The sequence below is a fragment of the Demequina oxidasica genome, from assembly GCF_000975115.1.
GTDB lineage: Bacteria > Actinomycetota > Actinomycetes > Actinomycetales > Demequinaceae > Demequina > Demequina oxidasica.
The window spans coordinates 89,905-106,686 of sequence record NZ_BBRE01000003.1; the positions used below are offsets into that span (position 1 = coordinate 89,905).

General features: G+C 63.0%; 17 protein-coding genes. 6 read left to right on the top strand and 11 right to left on the bottom strand.

From position 1 onward, the window contains the following. Positions 1-17 precede the first annotated feature (17 nt). The 6 genes from AOP77_RS09330 to rpmE are packed head-to-tail and all read right to left on the bottom strand — an operon-like array spanning position 18 to position 4,600. A complete protein-coding gene (locus AOP77_RS09330; protein WP_062212841.1) occupies positions 18-485 on the bottom strand; it encodes a Cg1360 family ATP-synthase-associated protein in 468 nt (155 codons plus the stop codon). Continuing rightward, entirely contained in the window at positions 482-1,699 is a 1,218-nt protein-coding gene (locus tag AOP77_RS09335; RefSeq protein WP_084622517.1) for an MraY family glycosyltransferase, read from the bottom strand. The genes AOP77_RS09330 and AOP77_RS09335 overlap by 4 nt, the downstream gene beginning before the upstream one ends. Further along, a complete protein-coding gene (locus AOP77_RS09340; protein WP_084622555.1) occupies positions 1,696-2,379 on the bottom strand; it encodes an L-threonylcarbamoyladenylate synthase in 684 nt (227 codons plus the stop codon). The genes AOP77_RS09335 and AOP77_RS09340 overlap by 4 nt, the downstream gene beginning before the upstream one ends. A 15-nt stretch (positions 2,380-2,394) precedes the next feature. Then, on the bottom strand, positions 2,395-3,285 hold the full coding sequence (gene prmC, locus AOP77_RS09345; RefSeq protein WP_236685805.1) for a peptide chain release factor N(5)-glutamine methyltransferase: 891 nt from the start codon (positions 3,283-3,285) through the stop codon (positions 2,395-2,397). 4 nt (positions 3,286-3,289) lie between these two features. After that, positions 3,290-4,375 (bottom strand): peptide chain release factor 1, encoded by a 1,086-nt coding sequence (prfA, locus tag AOP77_RS09350; RefSeq protein ID WP_062212842.1) that lies wholly within the window; start codon positions 4,373-4,375, stop codon positions 3,290-3,292. A gap of 18 nt (positions 4,376-4,393) precedes the next feature. Beyond that, positions 4,394-4,600 (bottom strand): 50S ribosomal protein L31, encoded by a 207-nt coding sequence (gene rpmE / locus AOP77_RS09355; protein ID WP_062212846.1) that lies wholly within the window; start codon positions 4,598-4,600, stop codon positions 4,394-4,396. Between the two features lie 287 nt (positions 4,601-4,887). Here rpmE and AOP77_RS12130 point away from each other — a divergent pair, with 287 nt between their 5' ends. Then, entirely contained in the window at positions 4,888-5,820 is a 933-nt protein-coding gene (locus AOP77_RS12130) for an endonuclease domain-containing protein (RefSeq protein WP_084622519.1), read from the top strand. 126 nt (positions 5,821-5,946) lie between these two features. Here the strand turns inward: AOP77_RS12130 and rho are convergent, their stop codons facing one another. Beyond that, the gene (rho, locus tag AOP77_RS09365) at positions 5,947-7,944 is read right to left on the bottom strand and encodes a transcription termination factor Rho (RefSeq protein ID WP_062212852.1); all 1,998 of its coding nucleotides are present in this window, start codon (positions 7,942-7,944) and stop codon (positions 5,947-5,949) included. Between the two features lie 322 nt (positions 7,945-8,266). Here rho and AOP77_RS09370 point away from each other — a divergent pair, with 322 nt between their 5' ends. The 5 genes from AOP77_RS09370 (at position 8,267) to AOP77_RS09390 (ending at position 12,290) form a co-directional block, all read left to right on the top strand. Further along, entirely contained in the window at positions 8,267-8,710 is a 444-nt protein-coding gene (locus tag AOP77_RS09370; RefSeq protein WP_062212854.1) for a DUF6325 family protein, read from the top strand. 2 nt (positions 8,711-8,712) lie between these two features. After that, on the top strand, positions 8,713-9,072 hold the full coding sequence (locus AOP77_RS09375; RefSeq protein ID WP_236685806.1) for an SHOCT domain-containing protein: 360 nt from the start codon (positions 8,713-8,715) through the stop codon (positions 9,070-9,072). Then, complete coding sequence (locus AOP77_RS09380) at positions 9,069-10,112, top strand: TIGR00341 family protein (protein WP_062212856.1); 1,044 nt, start codon at positions 9,069-9,071, stop codon at positions 10,110-10,112. The genes AOP77_RS09375 and AOP77_RS09380 overlap by 4 nt, the downstream gene beginning before the upstream one ends. Before the next feature lie 49 nt (positions 10,113-10,161). Continuing rightward, on the top strand, positions 10,162-10,923 hold the full coding sequence (locus tag AOP77_RS09385) for a trimeric intracellular cation channel family protein (protein ID WP_062212859.1): 762 nt from the start codon (positions 10,162-10,164) through the stop codon (positions 10,921-10,923). Between the two features lie 176 nt (positions 10,924-11,099). Continuing rightward, positions 11,100-12,290: an ROK family transcriptional regulator gene (locus tag AOP77_RS09390; protein WP_062212862.1), complete on the top strand. Its 1,191-nt coding sequence runs from the start codon at positions 11,100-11,102 to the stop codon at positions 12,288-12,290. Between the two features lie 22 nt (positions 12,291-12,312). On the opposite strand, the gene AOP77_RS09395 is transcribed toward AOP77_RS09390, so the two are convergent. From AOP77_RS09395 to AOP77_RS09410, 4 genes are all read right to left on the bottom strand, one after another. Beyond that, entirely contained in the window at positions 12,313-13,005 is a 693-nt protein-coding gene (locus AOP77_RS09395; RefSeq protein WP_062212865.1) for a ThuA domain-containing protein, read from the bottom strand. A gap of 106 nt (positions 13,006-13,111) precedes the next feature. Continuing rightward, a complete protein-coding gene (locus tag AOP77_RS09400) occupies positions 13,112-14,116 on the bottom strand; it encodes a sugar phosphate isomerase/epimerase family protein (RefSeq protein ID WP_062212868.1) in 1,005 nt (334 codons plus the stop codon). Between the two features lie 48 nt (positions 14,117-14,164). Continuing rightward, the gene (locus AOP77_RS09405; RefSeq protein ID WP_236685807.1) at positions 14,165-15,334 is read right to left on the bottom strand and encodes a Gfo/Idh/MocA family protein; all 1,170 of its coding nucleotides are present in this window, start codon (positions 15,332-15,334) and stop codon (positions 14,165-14,167) included. 83 nt (positions 15,335-15,417) lie between these two features. Continuing rightward, positions 15,418-16,485 carry a substrate-binding domain-containing protein gene (locus AOP77_RS09410; RefSeq protein ID WP_062212871.1) on the bottom strand — a complete coding sequence of 356 codons (1,068 nt, stop codon included), beginning with the start codon at positions 16,483-16,485 and terminating at the stop codon, positions 15,418-15,420. Positions 16,486-16,782: the final 297 nt, after the last annotated feature.

Genomic DNA, 16,782 nt, shown 5'->3' on the forward strand with positions numbered 1-16,782 from the left:
CTAACCTATGAACTGGCCTATTTCGAACCCGGGATGACGTACGGAACTCGCGATGCACGTAACACCCAAAAGTCGACCGCAAGCGTTAATAAAACCCCGCTGACCGCGAATATCGCGAAGAGCTGCTTATGGAAACTTTCAATATTCTGAAGTATTAATAATGCGGCAACGATGATTACCATCTTGAGCAACCACGATCCCGCTACAGCCATCGTCATTTGGTCGGTCGAGCGCTTGTGTCCCCAGGACATCGCGGCCTGCGTGGTTAGCCCCGCTAGCGCGGAAACGCCCACGCCGACCAAGCCCGCGACGACTCCCCTGCCGCCAGCAACCAGGGCTCCCACCACGATTGCGATGATCGCAAGTGCAAGGAGACCTAGCCCGGTGCGACGTAGCGCGGTGCGGTACACGCGCGCCTCGGCTGTCTCCTGGTCCGCATGGGACTCGGGTTCTAGGTCCCCAGCGGGGGTTGGATTGGTAGTCATGACTTCTCCTTGGGAAGAACTTCTAGGACGGGGGAATCCGTCTCGAGTTCGGCTTTATCCTGCCCTTCAGGCGTCACCTTGCGTAAGGGAGCGGCGGAGCGTCCCGCCCGGCGCCAAGTGCGGGAGAACAGCTTGCGCAACCCCGGCGAGGCCGTGATGAGGATCGCGCCCAGCATTCCGGTGCCGATGACGACGGCCGCCCACCCTGCCGGCAGGAAGACGATCGACACGGTGCCGAAGGACAGAACCGCCGTCCACACGTAGAGCACTCCCACCGCCCAACGGTGAGAGTGACCGAACCTCAACAGCACGTGGTGCAGGTGATGCGCATCGGGGGCGAAGGGCGATTCCCCGCGCAAGGTCCTACGGATAATGGCCAAACCCATGTCGATCAATGGCACGGCCACCACCATGAGCGGTAACACAATCGGAATGAACGCTGGAATCCGCTCGCGTTCGGAGACCACTTCGGGATCGATCTGGCCAGTGACGATGATGGCCGCGCCGGCGATCACCAGGCCCAGTACCATCGAGCCCGAGTCGCCCATGAAGATCCGCGCGGGGTGCATGTTGTGCGGAAGAAACCCCAAGCACGCACCCACCAGCACCGCGAGCACCAGGGTCGCGAGTGACGAGTAGTCACCGGGAGTGGCGTTGCGCGCTAGCAAATACGTATAGGTGAGAAACGCCAGGCCGCCGATGGCGATCATGCCCGCCGCGAGGCCGTCGAGCCCGTCCACGAAGTTGACCGCGTTCATCGCAATCACCACCACAAGAACCGTCGCGATGAGGGAAATGTAACTCGAGCCGATGGTAATGCCAGCGATCGGCACTGTCACGAGCTGCACGCCGCCCCAGGCCATGACCAGCGCGGCAAGAACCTGGCCGGCGAGTTTGGCCATCCAGTCCAGGTCCCAGATGTCATCAGCCGCGCCGAGCGCGCACACGAGCCCCGCACCCGCGACCACCGCCCAGGGCGCATGCGAGGCCTCGAATACGCCTCCAAGAAACGGGATCGAACTGGCGATGACTACTCCCGCAAAGATGCCCGCAAAGATTGCGATTCCGCCCAGCCGTGCGGTGGGGGTCGAATGCACGTCTCGCGAACGCACCGCGGTGACTGCACCCACTTTGATGGCGAGGTGACGCATCGCAGGCGTCGACAGGTATGCGACCAGGGCCGCCACCGCCATCAGAATCAGGTAGACCTTCACTTGCGGGGCTCGCCCCCAGCATCAGCTCCGGGCTCCGTGGAACTCAAAAGTGCGTCCTCGCCCACGACGGAGATGATGTCGGCGAGGGGCACTCCCCCGTCACGGACAATGCGCAGCCCGGCCGGGTGAGTCGCGTCGACAATCGTCGATGACAGGCCAAGCGGGCTCAAACCCGCGTCGAGATAGACGGCGACGGACGCTCCCAACTGGGCCTCGGCATCGGCCGCCGTGGTGGCAGCTGGCTGACCAGTCTTATTAGCGCTGGTGACGGCAAGCGGGCCGGTGCGCGCTAGCAGTGCTCGCGCGGCCGCATGGTCGGGGACGCGCAGCGCGACGGTGCCGTGCGTGTCCCCCAGGTCCCACGCGAGACTGGGCTGGGCAAAAACGATGACGGTGAGCGCCCCAGGCCAAAAATGCTCCATGAGTGCCCGCGCGGACTTCGGTACCTCACGCGCGAGGCCATCAACCGTGCGGATATCTGGGATAAGGACGGGAGGAGGCATCTGCCGGCCCCGGCCCTTGGCCGCCAGTAGCCTGGCAACGGCATTGGGCGCGAAGGCATCGGCGCCCACTCCATAGACGGTGTCCGTCGGCAAGACAATGACCTCGTTGCGCTGTACCGCGTGGACGGCCGCGTCGAGCGAGGGACCCCAGGTGGTCGGGTCGGAGCAAGGGTAAATCACGGAGTCAGTCTGTCAGACGCCCACGCGTGTGGCGACGAGGTAACGGTCGCGTCCCGTCAGATCCTGATGTGTCTGTACGTCGTCCCACCACTGAGAGGAGTCCACAAACTCCCTTAGTGCGGTGCCCTGGGTGTCTGCGTGTTCCATGATGAGCACGCCTCCCACCCGGAGCAGACGGGCCGACTCGTTGATGATGTCGCGAGGAAGTTCAAGGCCGTCGTCACCCAGGCCGTACAGCGCCTGCGGCGGGTCATACTCGGCCACCTCAGGGTCACGCGGCACGGCGTTTGGCGGAATGTAGGGAGGGTTTGAGACCACCACGTCCGCGCAGGTATCAAACTGGTGGAAGCATCGGCGCGCGTCGCCTGTCATAGTCCGGACCCGGGAGTGCACGTCAGACGGCTGACGTCGCGTATTAATGCGCAGGTAAACCCCCGCCTCGTCGCTCGCTTCAAGCAGGCTCACGTGTGCCTCGGGAACCTCGGTGGCGACGGCCAGGCCGATAGCCCCCGAACCGGCACAAAGATCCGTCACGCGGACGATGCCGTCCTTGCCCGGTCCCAACCGGCGGGCGGCGTCGATGGCGGCTTGGGCAACCATCTCAGTCTCCGGGCGCGGGATGAAGACGCCAGCTCCGACCTCGAGGTCGATGCCACGGAAGTGGGATACTCCGGTGATGTGTTGGAGCGGCTCGCGCTCGCTGCGGCGCAATACCCGCGTGGCGAAGGTGTCGAGGTCAGCATCCTGGGGCACGTTGTCCCCGCGCGCGGCGGCCGTGCGGATTTCGCTGGCGGACTTGCCGAGCAGATGCGCCACGAGCACGATCGAATCGACGTCCGGGGAGGGCACTCCGGCCCTGCTCAGTCGCTGCGTGGTGTCGCGCACAAGCGCGGCGATCTCCACGGGGCTAGTCCTCGTGCGCCTCGAGGCGAGACGCCTCATCTGCATCAATAGCCGACTGAATGACCGGCTGCAGGTCACCGCTCAACACGTGGTCCAGGTTGTACGCCTTGTAACCCGTGCGGTGGTCCGCGATGCGGTTCTCGGGGAAGTTATAGGTACGGATGCGCTCCGAGCGGTCAACCGTACGAATCTGGGACTTACGCAGGTCGGAAGCCTCGGCATCGGCCGCTTCCTTTTGCGCAGCGAGGAGGCGAGCGCGCAGAATGCGCAGCGCCGACTCCTTGTTCTGGAGCTGGCTCTTCTCGTTCTGGCAGCTCACGACGATTCCGGTGGGGATGTGAGTGAGGCGAACGGCGGAGTCGGTGGTGTTGACGGACTGGCCGCCGGGGCCTGACGAGCGGTACACGTCGACGCGCACTTCGTTCATGTCCAGGTCGACTTCCTCGACCTCTTCGGCCTCGGGGTAGACGAGTACACCGGCCGCAGAAGTGTGGATGCGGCCCTGAGACTCCGTCGCGGGCACGCGCTGGACGCGGTGAACGCCACCCTCGTACTTGAGTTGGGCCCACACGCCGTCTTCAGGCTGCGGGTTGCCCTTGTACTTCATGGCGACAGAGATGTCCTTATAGCCACCCATGTCGGTCTCGCTAGCCTCGAGAACTTCGGCCTTCCAGCCCTTGTTCTCAGCAAACTTGAGGTACATCTTGAGCAGGTCACCGGCAAACAGCGCCGACTCCTCGCCACCCTCGCCGGACTTGATCTCGAGGATTACGTCGCGGGCGTCGTCAGGGTCACGCGGGATGAGGATGCGGCGCAAGGTTTCTGTCGCTTCTTCCGCCTGCTGCTCTAGCGCGGGGATTTCGGCGGCGAACTCGGGGTCCGCCTCTGCCATCTCCTGCGCGGCCTCCAGGTCTCCCTGGGCGGCCTCCCACGCGTGGTGGGCTGCTACGACGCGGCCGAGCTCCGCAAACCGCCGTCCGAGCGTGCGTGCACGCCCAGCGTCCCCATGGACAGCTGGGTCGGACAACTGCTTCTCAATGTCGGCGTACTCGTCCAGCAAAGGCAGGACGGCAGCGAAGGCTTCGGCCACGTCGTATTACAGGGGTGGTTACTTGTTGCCGTAGCGCTTTTCGAAGCGCGCGACACGTCCACCGGTGTCCATGATCTTCTGCTTACCCGTGTAGAAGGGGTGGCATTCGGAGCAGACGTCCGCACTCATGGTGCCGGACTTGACGGTGCTGCGGGTCTCAAAAGTGTTGCCGCAGGTGCACGTGACCGTGGTAGTCACGTACTCGGGGTGAATATCCTTCTTCATGAATCTCCCTTAGAGATGCCTCCGGGTCCATACGCGTACTTCGCGTGCGGTGAACCGGACGGCCAGCGTTCTATTGTGCCAGAGCAAACGCCTAGCCGCCAACGCCTATTCCGTGCACGGTCCCTGCGCCACCTGTGCAGGACTATCGCTCCCTATTGTGCTCTAGCAGTACTTGAGTGCCGAGATTCCGCCGATCTCGGCACTCAAGTACTGCTAGAGCGCGTTAGTTCTCCACAGATCGTGCGGATGAGGTGCCAACATCTCGCGCCCGCGGATTTCATGGACTCATGCGACTTATACCTGGAGTTCCTGAGCCCAGCGGTTGCCTGAGCGATTTTCTCGCAGCGAATGCCCACGCGTTCTCTCGCGCCGACCTTGTGGCGGACTGGTCGCGCCATCAACTCGACTCCTCCGTACGCTCCAGTTCCATCGTTCGCGTGCTTCCAGGCGTCTACTCGGCACGCGTGCATGCGTCGAACCCAGTTGTGCTGGGCGAGGCAGCGAACTTGTGGTGCCCTCGAGGTCTCGTGACCGGGGAGTTGGCACTCCACCTCTACGCCAACGGACTTCAGGCACCCACCTACGCTGACCTTGTCGTCGCACAAGGCGACGCGATGCACGCGCCGCGGTGGGTACGAGTCCATCAGACCGGGCTCCCGCGCTATCGAGGAAGTGCGGAAGGGGTCCACTGCGTCACGCCGGAACGCGCTCTCATGGATGCCTGGAGGTTTGCGAAGCCAGCTCTCCGGCGCGGCCTTCTCTACGAGTCATTATGGGCGCGAGTCTGTAGTTGGAGGCAACTCCAGCACGAACTCAATCGAACGCCAAGGGTTGCCGGTCGCCGGGACCTGGAACTCTTGCTCGGTTGGTTCGCGGAAGGCGCGACGACACCGCTTGAGGTCCTGGCCAAGCACGAAACATTCGCCAATGTGCGGTTCAGAGAGTTCGAGTGGCAGGTCAAGCTGCGACTGGGGCAGCGCCACCTTACGGTCGACATGCTTCACCGCAAGGCCGACCTGGTGGTTGAGCTCGACGGTGATCGGTATCACTCCACCCGCGAGGCGCGCGATGCCGACCGAGAGCGACAAACGGATCTAGCAGCGGCCGGCTTCTTGACGGTCCGCTTTGGATGGAATGACTTATTCCGACGCCCCGCATGGTGTCGCGACAGACTGCTTCGCGCACTCGAGTCCCGCCTTGCGCGCCCTAGCAGTACCTGAGTGCCGAGATCCTTCCAGAATCAGCACTCAAGTACTGCAAGAACGCATTGGGGATAGCTGAGGGTGCCGAGTAAACGCGTAGTGCCCGGGAAGCCTTAGCTTCCCGGGCACTACGCGTGAACTGACTTACTTTTCTTCGTCGTGTCCTGGCGTGGTCTTGGCGACCTGCAACAGGAACTCGGCGTTGGTCTGGTTCTCCTTGAGCTTGCCCAGGAGCAACTCGATGGCCTGCTGCTGCTCGAGCGCGGTGAGCACGCGACGCAGCTTCCACATGACCTTGAGCTCCTCAGGGCTCATCAGGATTTCCTCGCGACGGGTGCCGGACGCGTTGACATCCACCGCAGGGAAGATGCGGCGGTCGGCCAGCGTGCGCGAGAGCTTGAGCTCCATGTTGCCGGTGCCCTTGAACTCCTCGAAGATGACCTCGTCGGCCTTCGAGCCAGTCTCCACCAGCGCGGTCGCCAGGATCGTGAGTGATCCGCCGTGCTCGATGTTGCGGGCTGCTCCGAAGAAACGCTTGGGCGGGTACAGCGCGGACGAGTCCACACCACCCGACAAAATACGGCCCGATGCCGGGGCGGAGATGTTGTAGGCGCGGCCCAGGCGGGTGATTGAGTCGAGCAGAACGACGACGTCCTGGCCCATCTCCACAAGGCGCTTGGCGCGCTCGATCGCGAGCTCCGCCACCGTGGTGTGGTCGTCTGCGGGACGGTCGAAGGTCGAGGCGATGACCTCACCCTTGACCGTGCGCTGCATGTCCGTGACTTCCTCGGGACGCTCGTCCACCAGAACCACCATGAGGTGAACCTCAGGGTTGTTGGTGGTGATCGCGTTCGCGAGTGACTGCAGCACAAGGGTCTTGCCGGCCTTGGGCGGCGAGACGATCAGGCCACGCTGGCCCTTACCAATCGGGGCTACGAGGTCGATCACGCGGTTGGTCATGTTGCGCGGCTCAGTCTCGAGGTGCAGACGTGACTGGGGGTAGAGCGGGGTCAGGTCGCCGAATACCGGGCGGTCCTTGGCGGCCTCGGGATCGAGACCGTTGACCTTCTCGACAGTCGCAAGGGCGTTGAACTTCTGTCGCTGTCCACGCTCGCCCGGACGGGGAGGGCGGACCGTGCCGGAGATCGCGTCACCCTTGCGCAGGCCGTACTTGCGCACCTGATTCATCGACACATACACATCCGACTTGCCAGGCAGGTAGCCCGTGGTGCGGATGAAGGCGTAGCTGTCGTTGACATCGACGATGCCACCTACGGGAGAGAGCTCCTCGTCCTCACGCACGTCGTCGTCCTCGTAGGAGTCGCGCGGACCGTTGTTGCTGACGCGGTCGTTGCCGCCCTCACGTCCCCGCCCGCGTCCGCGACCTCTACGGCGGCGTCCGCGCTCGTCGTCCGTCGAATCGTTGTTGTTGCGCTCGGCGCCATTGCGATTGTTGCCGCCCTGCGCACGGTCATTATTGTTGCCGCGATCACGGCGTCCACCGTCACCGCGCGAGTCGTCCTCACGGTCGGTATTGCCGCGCTCGGCTGACTCGTGGTCACTGTTGGCTCGGTCGCCGTTGTTGTTTCGGTCGCCGTTGTTGTTTCGGTCGCCGTTGTTGTTGCGTTCACCGTTGTTGCTGCGGCCGCGTCCGCGCGGTGCGTCGCCTTCGGAGCCGCTCTTGCCGGAGTTGCTCTTGCCGGAGTCCTTCTTGCTCGACTCGTTGCGGCCGGTGTCGCCCGCAGCGGCCAGTGACACGGCCTCAGCAGCGCGGCGGGCACGCTCATCGGCGTCGCTCGACTTCTCCGTGTTAGACGAAGTCTTGCCGGTCTTGCCGGCGTCGGTCACCGGAGCGGCCGCGGCATCGGCCACGCCCTTCTTGGGGGCACGGCCGCGTCCGCGAGCCGGCCTAGTGGCCTCGCCCTCGCCCGACTCGGCTGCCTTGGGGGCGACCTCCGTCTGCTTGGGGGCCTCGGCCTTGGGCTTGACTACGCCGCCATTCTTGATGGCTTCGACGAGGTCGCTCTTACGCATTTTGGTGGTGCCAGATACGCCCAACTCGGAGGCGAGTGCCTGCAGCTGGGGGATCTTCATGGCACTGAGGGTCGCAGTCTGATCTGCGCCTACGGATGTGTTGGTCACACTTGTCCTTCCATCGCACGAGCCCGGGTGGCTCTAAAGTAGTGCGGTTATTCCCAAGATTCGCGTATGCGCGTACGACGTCGTTCACTGACGCTTAATTCTTGGGATCGCTGTCCGCCGGGGCTAGGTGCCTTCCGGGGGAAGCTCCTCCAGGATAGCACCGCCCAAAGGTGAGCCATATACACGGACGCCGCGCCCTGCCGAGCGCCCCAGTGAGCAGCGATTCACGAGTGTCCTGTTGTCGCGCGGACTGCCATGGCACTAGCCTGCAGACTAGGGCGCGCAACGGGTGCGCGCGATGTGCCAATAGGAGGCTACTTCCATGACGCTTGGGCCAATTGAAATCGTAGTTCTCGGATTTGAATCCGGGAATTTTACTGGCGAGATCGTGGCGGAGCTCGAGACGCTCGTCAATGCCGGCACCATCAGCATCATTGATGGCCTGTTCGTGAATAAGGTCGCGGAGGACACCACCGAATTCGTTGAGCTCGATCAGGTCGACGTCGACAGCGATGTCGCGAAGGTCGCGAGCATCATGGACCGAGTCGAGGGGCTGATCTCCGACGAGGACATCGATATCCTCACTGAGTCGCTACCTGTCGGTTCCGCCGCCGCCGTGCTCGTCTTCGAGCACACCTGGATTAAGCCGCTGCGTGACGCCGTCGTCAACGCCGGTGGCGAGCTCGTAGACACCATCCGGGTCCCCGGCATGGTCGTGCAGGAAATCCTCGACACCGTCGCGGAAATCGAAGAAGAGGAGAAGTAGACATGCGCCGCAGGATGGGACGTCCCGGACTCGTAGGAACCATGGCCCGTACCGCCGTTATCGCCGGAACCGCCACTGCCGTGTCAGGCGGCATGCAGCGAAGCGCCGCAAGCAAGCAGCAGGCTCAGCAGCAAGCTCAGTACGGTGAGATCCAGCAGGATCAGGCACTCAAGGAGTCGCAGGCCCAGATCGCTTCGATGCAGGCCCAGCTCAACGCCCAGCAGCAGGCCGCACCCGCGCCCGCAACTGATGGCGGAGACGACCTGATGTCACAGCTCAAGGAGCTCGCCACACTTAAGAATGCAGGGATCCTCAGCGACGCAGAATTCGCCGCTGCCAAGGCAAAGCTTCTCTCGGCATGACCAGTTGGGGCTCCCTGGTGCGTGAGACGCGCTGGGGAGCCAAGCTCAACACCGTCGACTACATGCGCGAGGCGGTGTTCTTTGAGGGACCGACCGTCCGGTCCCAGCAGACGCGGTTCTGGCTGCTACTGATCCTCGCGTCGAGCATTGCGACGGCCGGAATCGTTGCAGACTCCACCGCCACTGTCATCGGTGCGATGATCGTGGCGCCGCTCATGCGGCCAATTCAGGGCACGATGCTCGCAACCGTCCTCGGCGATCGGCGCAACCTGACGCGATCCATCATCATCATGGTGGCGGGCGCGACGGCAGCGGTTCTGGTGGGTTTTCTGCTAGGACTCATCGTCGTCCAGGATGTCACCGCGGCGACCAATCCTCAGGTGGCCGCCCGCGTCTCCCCCGGACTAATCGATCTGTTCGCCGCTCTTGCGACAGGAATCGTCGGATCCATCGCGCTGATTCGCTCCGACATCTCGGACACCTTGCCAGGCGTGGCGATCGCGATCTCGCTCGTACCGCCGCTATGTGTGGCGGGTCTTGCTATGGAGTCGGGCGCCTACGGTCAGGCACTCGGCGCGATCCTGCTATTCGTCACCAACGTTGCTGCGATTTTGGCAACAGGGTCGATCATCATGGCCATCTACGGTTTCTCCAAACTCCGGTTGCTGGAAGTCGAGGACCTGGAGGCCGAGCGCCGTCGTCGTGTCAAGGCGTACATCACCACCGCCGTCATGGTGCTGTTGGTCGCCGGCCCGCTCACCTACTCCACGACACAAGTGATTCAGAACCGGGACCGCGTTTCCAAGGTGCAGGAGTACGTCGAGCAGGTCACGGATGGGACCAAGTGGACCATCGTTTCGGTGACACCGCTCGAAGGACAACGCATCCACGTGATCGTGAAGGGCGAGCCACCATTGCCCGACGTCGAGCAGGTATACGCGAAGATGCGCGAGTCGGGATTGAATGTCGACGACATCACGCTCGAATTCATTCCCTCGTATTCGTTCGATTCATCGGGCCCAATCGTCGCCGTCCAGTAGCAGAGTCTTAAGGGCGCGGCGCAGGCCGAGCGGGCTCTAGGCTTGGGCCGTGCCCTTCGACTCTGCCGCGCTCGAGATTCCGCTCGCGATTAACCTCGCAGCTGTCTTTGTTGGTGCGCTCGTGGGCACTCTACGCGCAGGCGAGGAGGAACACGTCGACCTCGTCGGTATGTTCACGCTCGCGGCCGCCATGGGCTTTGGCGGGGGCCTAGTTCGCGACGTCCTTCTCGGCAATCTGCCGCCAGCTGCGTTTCGAGACCCGTCCTATCTGATCACCGCGGCTGTCGCCACGCTGGTCGCCGGAGTTGCGTTGGTGTACTTGCGACGCGTCGAACGCGCGCTGTGGGTATTGGACTCGTTGGCGATCGGTCTTTTCGCTTGCGTCGGCGCCAACGCAGCTCTCATCGCAGGACTCCAGTTACTGCCTGCAATCTTGATCGGCACCTGCGCCTCCGTAGGCGGCCTCATTCTGGCCGACGTGCTGCAGGGACGCCCCTCGTCGATCATGTATGTGGGTCCGCCGAATGCCGTTGCCGGGTTCGCCGGGGCACTCGTCTACTCGGTATTTTATTCGCTGGAACTCCCCGTGGTCGCCCTGGTGCTCGCGATCGTCGCCACCGTCGCAATGCGGGTCACCGGGCGCTTCTTCCACTGGACAATTCCGCAGCCACGGCGTCGTGCCTACGAACTAAGAATCCGCCGCGCCCAGCGGCCGAGCGACCGCGCGCACCGCACGACCCCCACCTCCAGGCGTCGCGCCCGTCGTCTGACGCGTATGCAAAGTTCCCAGTCGCAGGATGAGTCGGCCTAACGCCTTCAGGCTCATCGCCCGATGCGCCATCGGAGTGTTTCGCTCGGCTCGAGCACGCGTCACAACTCTTCGCATAAGAGCTACGGAAATACACTTTTGACGAAAGTCAGGCAAAAGTTGAATAAAATGCTCGCCTCCGGCACCCAGCCGCGGGCCTTGCGCGATAGGATCTACGCATGATTGATGCCCGCGGCCAAGAGGCACTCACCGGTGCCGCACAAGCGGAGATCTTTCAGATTTTGCGTGATGGCAAGCCCCGCACCCGCTCTGAGCTCGCAACTCTTACGGGTCTCGCGAGGTCCACGGTGGCTGCTCGCGTCGACGCACTCCTGCGTGTCAAACTCATCGCTCCCGTTGCGGACGCCGCCTCTACCGGCGGAAGGCCATCACGCCAGTTCGCCTTCGACGGAACCCAGCACGTGGTACTCGGTGTCGACATCGGCGCCACTCACGTGCATCTGGCCATCAAGGATCTGGATGGCACTACCGTCGCTGAGGTCTACGACGACCTCGCCGTCGCGCAGGGGCCAGACATCATTCTTAATTGGGTAATTGAGAACGGTCGCGAATTGCTCGCGCCTCTCCGCGGTCACCTGACGCTGCAAGCGATCGGGGTGGGCCTGCCAGGGCCGGTTGAGCACTCAACTGGACGCCCAGTCGATCCCCCCATCATGCCTGGTTGGGCCCGATTCGACGTTCCAGGAGTACTGACCGAAGCCCTCGGAGTGCCCACCTACGTCGACAATGACGTCAACGTCATGGCCCTCGGAGAGCATCACGATCACTGGTCAGACGTGGCCGACTTGCTCTTCATTAAGGTCGCGACGGGAGTGGGCGCAGGCGTCATCATCGGCGGTAGCGTGCACCGCGGGTCCCAAGGACTTGCCGGGGACATTGGACACATTTGGGTGCCGGAGGCGGATGGCATGCAATGCCGGTGTGGCTCGCAAGGGTGCCTCGAGGCCGTCGCAGCTGGACCAGCCATTGCGGCAAATTTGAGGGCGCGTGGAGTTGACGTCCACACCACGGCGGATATCGTTGCCGCCGTGCGACGTGGCGATGTCGACGCCGTACGGGAAGTCCGAGAAGCGGGGCGAATCATCGGACGAGTGCTGACCACGTGCGTCAGCCTTATCAACCCCGCAGTCATTGCGCTCGGCGGGCCCATCGCTAATGCGGGGGATCACCTGCTCGCGGGCGCTCGTGAGGTTATTTATACGCGCGCGACGCCCCTGGCTGCCGGCAACCTGCAAATAGTCCGGTCACGCGGAAGTCAGGACGCCGCAGTCTCAGGTGCCTCGGCCATGGCGATCCAACAGGTACTTTCCATCGAGTCTGTCGAAGCCCTCATCCGAGTGGACGCCTAACCGCCTCAACACGGCAGACAATTTAATGGCGCGCGGCCCACATCATTCCGCGTTCGACCAGGGGCTTGACGGCGGGGTTGGACAGCACGTCCACGGTGTGACCCAGGGACGTTGCGAAGATACGGCCGGAGCCCCACCTGCGCGTCCAAGCCACCGGCATCGTGACCGCCTCGGGCCACTCGTCGCCGTCTCCTGGTACCAGCGAGCAGTCAGCGAGCACCTCGTTGAGACCGTCCGCCAGCACCCAATACTGCTCGGTCAGGACATCGAAATCCGTCATGCCCGCGGTCACGGGGTGTGTGGCCCCTGCCTCCGTGAATCGCACGGTGTACTCGCGGTAGGGCTCGACGTCGGTGCGACCGCGATCAGCGGCGGCGTGCGGGTGTGCGGCAAACTGGGCGCCCACGAGCTGGAGGTAGTCGGTTGAGGCCCGGAATGAGTCGATGATACCCCCGTGCCAGCCCGCGAGACCGGTACCAGCGGCCACTGCGCGGCGCAGTCCGTCGACCTCGTCGACTGTGGCGCTCGTCATCGACAGACACTGCACTACCAGGTCATACGCACTCATTGCCGATGCGTCGGCATAAATTTCTGGGGTGTCTTCAATATCGACATTGAACCCTTCGGCCTCGAGCGAGGGAATGAAAACATCCGTCGCTCCGATGGGGTTGTGACCTTCCCAGCCGCCACGCACGATCAAGACTCTTTTGCTCATTCCCTGCCCCTTCACAGAAATACCCGAGAGAGACCAGCATAACTGCATCGGCAGCGAGAAAGCCCGCCCCACCCGTAGGTGAGGCGGGCCCGTCTAAGGCAAGAAATTAGTCCTTAGTTGAGAACGCAGCGTCGAACGCGCCGTCGGGGGCATCGAACGCCAACCGGCGCGCGAACGCGAGCCCCTCGGGAGCACCTACGAGCCGGTCCATTCCGGCGTCTTCCCATTCGATCGAGATGGGGCCTTCGTAGCCGATGTGGTTAAGCATGCGGAACGCGTCCTCCCACGGCACGTCGCCGTGGCCGGTGGAGATGAAGTCCCAGCCGCGGCGCGCGTCGGCCCAAGGCAGGTGCGAGCCCAGGCGACCATTGCGGCCGTTGTCCATACGCTTGCGGGTGTCCTTGCAGTCCACGTGGTAAATGCGGTCCTTGAAATCCAGGAGGAAGCCGACGGAGTCGATGTCCTGCCACACCATGTGGCTGGGGTCCCAGTTCAGGCCGAAGGCCTCGCGGTGGCCGATCGCCTCGAGCGTGCGAACCGTAGTCCAGTAGTCGTAAGCGATCTCGCTCGGGTGGACCTCGTGCGCAAACTTCACTCCTACCTCGTCGAAGACATCGAGGATGGGGTTCCATCGGTCCGCGAAGTCCTGGTAGCCCGCGTCGATTGCCTCCTGCGAGACCGGCGGGAACATCGCCACGTACTTCCAGATCGAAGAACCAGTGAAACCGATAACAACTTTGACTCCCAGCGCAGCTGCTAGACGCGCGGTGTTCTTCATCTCCTCCGCGGCACGTTGGCGCACGCCCTCGGGCTCTCCGTCGCCCCACACGTGAGCACCAACGATGTCCTGGTGACGTTGGTCGATCGGGTCGTCGCAGACGGCCTGTCCCTTGAGGTGGTTCGAGATCGCCCAAACCTTAAGGTTGTACTTTTCAAGCAGTGCCAGCTTGCCCTCGACATAGCCGGGCTCATCCCAGCGCCACGGGTCGAGGTGGTCTCCCCAACATGCGAGTTCGAGGCCGTCATAGCCCCATTCCGAAGCGAGCTTGGCCACCTCCTCGAGGGGAAGGTCAGCCCACTGGCCGGTAAACAGAGTGATTGGTCGCGCCATTGCTTTTTACCTTTCTTGTCTACTGATACTTGTTCGAAGTGATGCGACCTAGACGGCCGTTGACGTCCATGCGCTGCCGTCGTTTGAGCTGCGCTCCACGGAATCGAGGACGCGCTGAATCTGGTAACCATCGGCGAAGCATGGCGTGGGCTGAGTGCCCGCGCAGATTGCCTCGACCAAGTCCTTGGCCTGGTGTGAGAACCCGTGCTCGTAGCCCAGCATGTGACCCGAGGGCCACCACGCTCCTGTGTACGGGTGGTCCGCTTCCGTCACGAAGATGCGCTTGAAGCCCAACTCGGTTCCCGGCGCCGTGGCGTCGTAGTACTGGATGGCGTTCATGTCCTCCATATCGAAGAGGATCGCGCCCTTGTCGCCCGAGATCTCCACGCGCAGCGCGTTCTTGCGCCCCGTCGCGAAGCGAGTCGCCTCGAACGTGCCTAAAGCGCCGCTATCGAAACGTCCCGTGAACGACGCGAAGTCGTCAACGGTGACCTCGCCGCGGCCCTCGCCGGCAGTGCCCGACAGGCCAATGCCTTCACCCATGACGGGACGTTCCTTGACGAAGGTCTCGAGGATGCCCGACACCGAGGTCAGGGATAGGCCGGAAATGAACTGTGCCATGTCTACGGCGTGTGCGCCGATGTCTCCGAGCGCGCCCGAGCCTGCCTGATCCTTCTTCATCCGCCATGTCAGCGGAGCCTCGGGATCGATCAGCCAGTCCTGCAAGTACTGAGCGCGGATCTGGCGGATGTTGCCGACGGCGCCTCGCGCCACTAGGTCACGCGCGAACGTCGCAGCGGGAACTCGGCGGTAGGTAAAGCCCACCATCGCGAAAACTCCGTTGGCCTTTGCGGCGTCGGCGGCCTCAGCCATACGGCGGGCCTCGTCGACGCTATTGGCGAGAGGCTTCTCGCACAGGACATGCTTGCCCGCCTCGAGGGCGGCGATAGCGATCTCGGCGTGAGTGTTGCCGGGAGTGACGATGTCAACAATGTCAATGTCGTCGCGCTCGAGTACCTCGCGATAGTCGTGTGCGGTCTCGGCCCAGCCCCACTTCTGTGCCAGTTGCTCGTTCTTCACCGCATCGCGTCCCACCATGACGGTCATCTCCGGCGTCGCGGGCAAGTCAAAGAACCGGGGAGCCACGCGCCACCCTTGCGAGTGCGCGGCGCCCATGAAGCCGTTACCGATCATTCCGACGCGAAGCGACGCTGACATACTGTCCTACTTTCAAAGATTCTGAGTGTTAAAGGGGTGGAAAAGGGCGTCCACCTCCGAGGAGGTGGACGCCCCGCTTCCTACTAGGACTTGAAGCCGATTTCCATGTACTCATCGACGTTGTCAGCGGTCACCACGGGAGCATCGAGGACGATGCGAACCGGGACGCCGGGCGATGCGAGGCCGGGCATGTTGCCACCCTGAGCCACGAGACGGGCGAGCGCGATGCCGTCCGCTGCCTGCGTCGACGGGTAGATAACCGTCGCCTTGAGAACCGTGTTGTCAGCCTTGATGTCGTTCATGGCGTTGAGCGAACCAGCGCCACCCACCATGAAGAACTCGTCACGGCCAGCCTCATCGATTGCCGCGAGGACGCCGATTCCCTGGTCGTCATCGTGGTTCCAGATCGCGTCGATCTGAGGGTTTGCCGACAGCAGCTGCGCGGTCACTTCCTGGCCACCAGCGATGGTGAAGTCAGCGGCGACGCGTGCGTCTACGCTCAGACCACACTCAGCGAGTGCGTCATTGAAGCCTGCCGTACGGTCCTGGGTCAGCGGCAGCGAGTCGATGCCGGCGATCTCTGCAACGACAGCGTCGGTGTTTCCGTCGAGCTGCTCGCAGATGTAGTTACCGGCGCTCACGCCCATGCCGTAGTTGTCACCGAGGATCGTGACGCGCGATGCGTCGGTCGAAGAGAACTCGCGGTCAACGTTGATGACGGGGATACCCGCGGCCATGGCCTTAGTTGCGGCCTCGGTCAGTGCTGCACCATCCGTGGGAAGCAACACAATGGCGTCGACACCCTCGTTGATGAAGGTCTCAACCTGGCTGATCTGAAGGTTCGCGTCGTTCGTGCCCTCGGAAACTTTGAGCTCGACGTCGTCGTACTTCTGACCCTCGGCGATGGCTGCGGAGTTGATCGCACCCAACCAACCGTGGTCTGCCGCGGGGCCGGAGAAGCCGATAACGACGTTCTCGCCGCTGCCGGTGTCGGTGCCAGCGTCGGTGCCAGCGTCCATGGAGTCGCTGGCCTCCGGTGCGGACGACGCGGTGTCATCCGCGTCTGAGCTGCAGCCCGCCACAAGGGCGAGTGCTGCAATTGCGCCGCCTGCTGCCAAAATGCGCATGCGCTTGGTACGTGATGCGTTCATGTTTCCTCCTGTTTGATTACTGTCGTCGTTGCCAGAAATAAGGAGCGAGTTGCTCACGTCCACGAACCTCTCGCTTCCATGTGCTTTGTCCACACTGACATCGTCAACCTAGCAGAAGGACAACCGCGTTGTGCAACTTTTGCCTGGTCAAAATCATAACTATTTGGCAACAGAAATTTTGGCGCCTCGGGGTTCCCCCGGAGCCAGTTCGTGCGTAAATACGCGCAAATTCGCGTCATAGCCGCCGTTTTGGCGCGTATGTCGATCTCTTCCCGTCACCAATTGGCCTGTGTTATG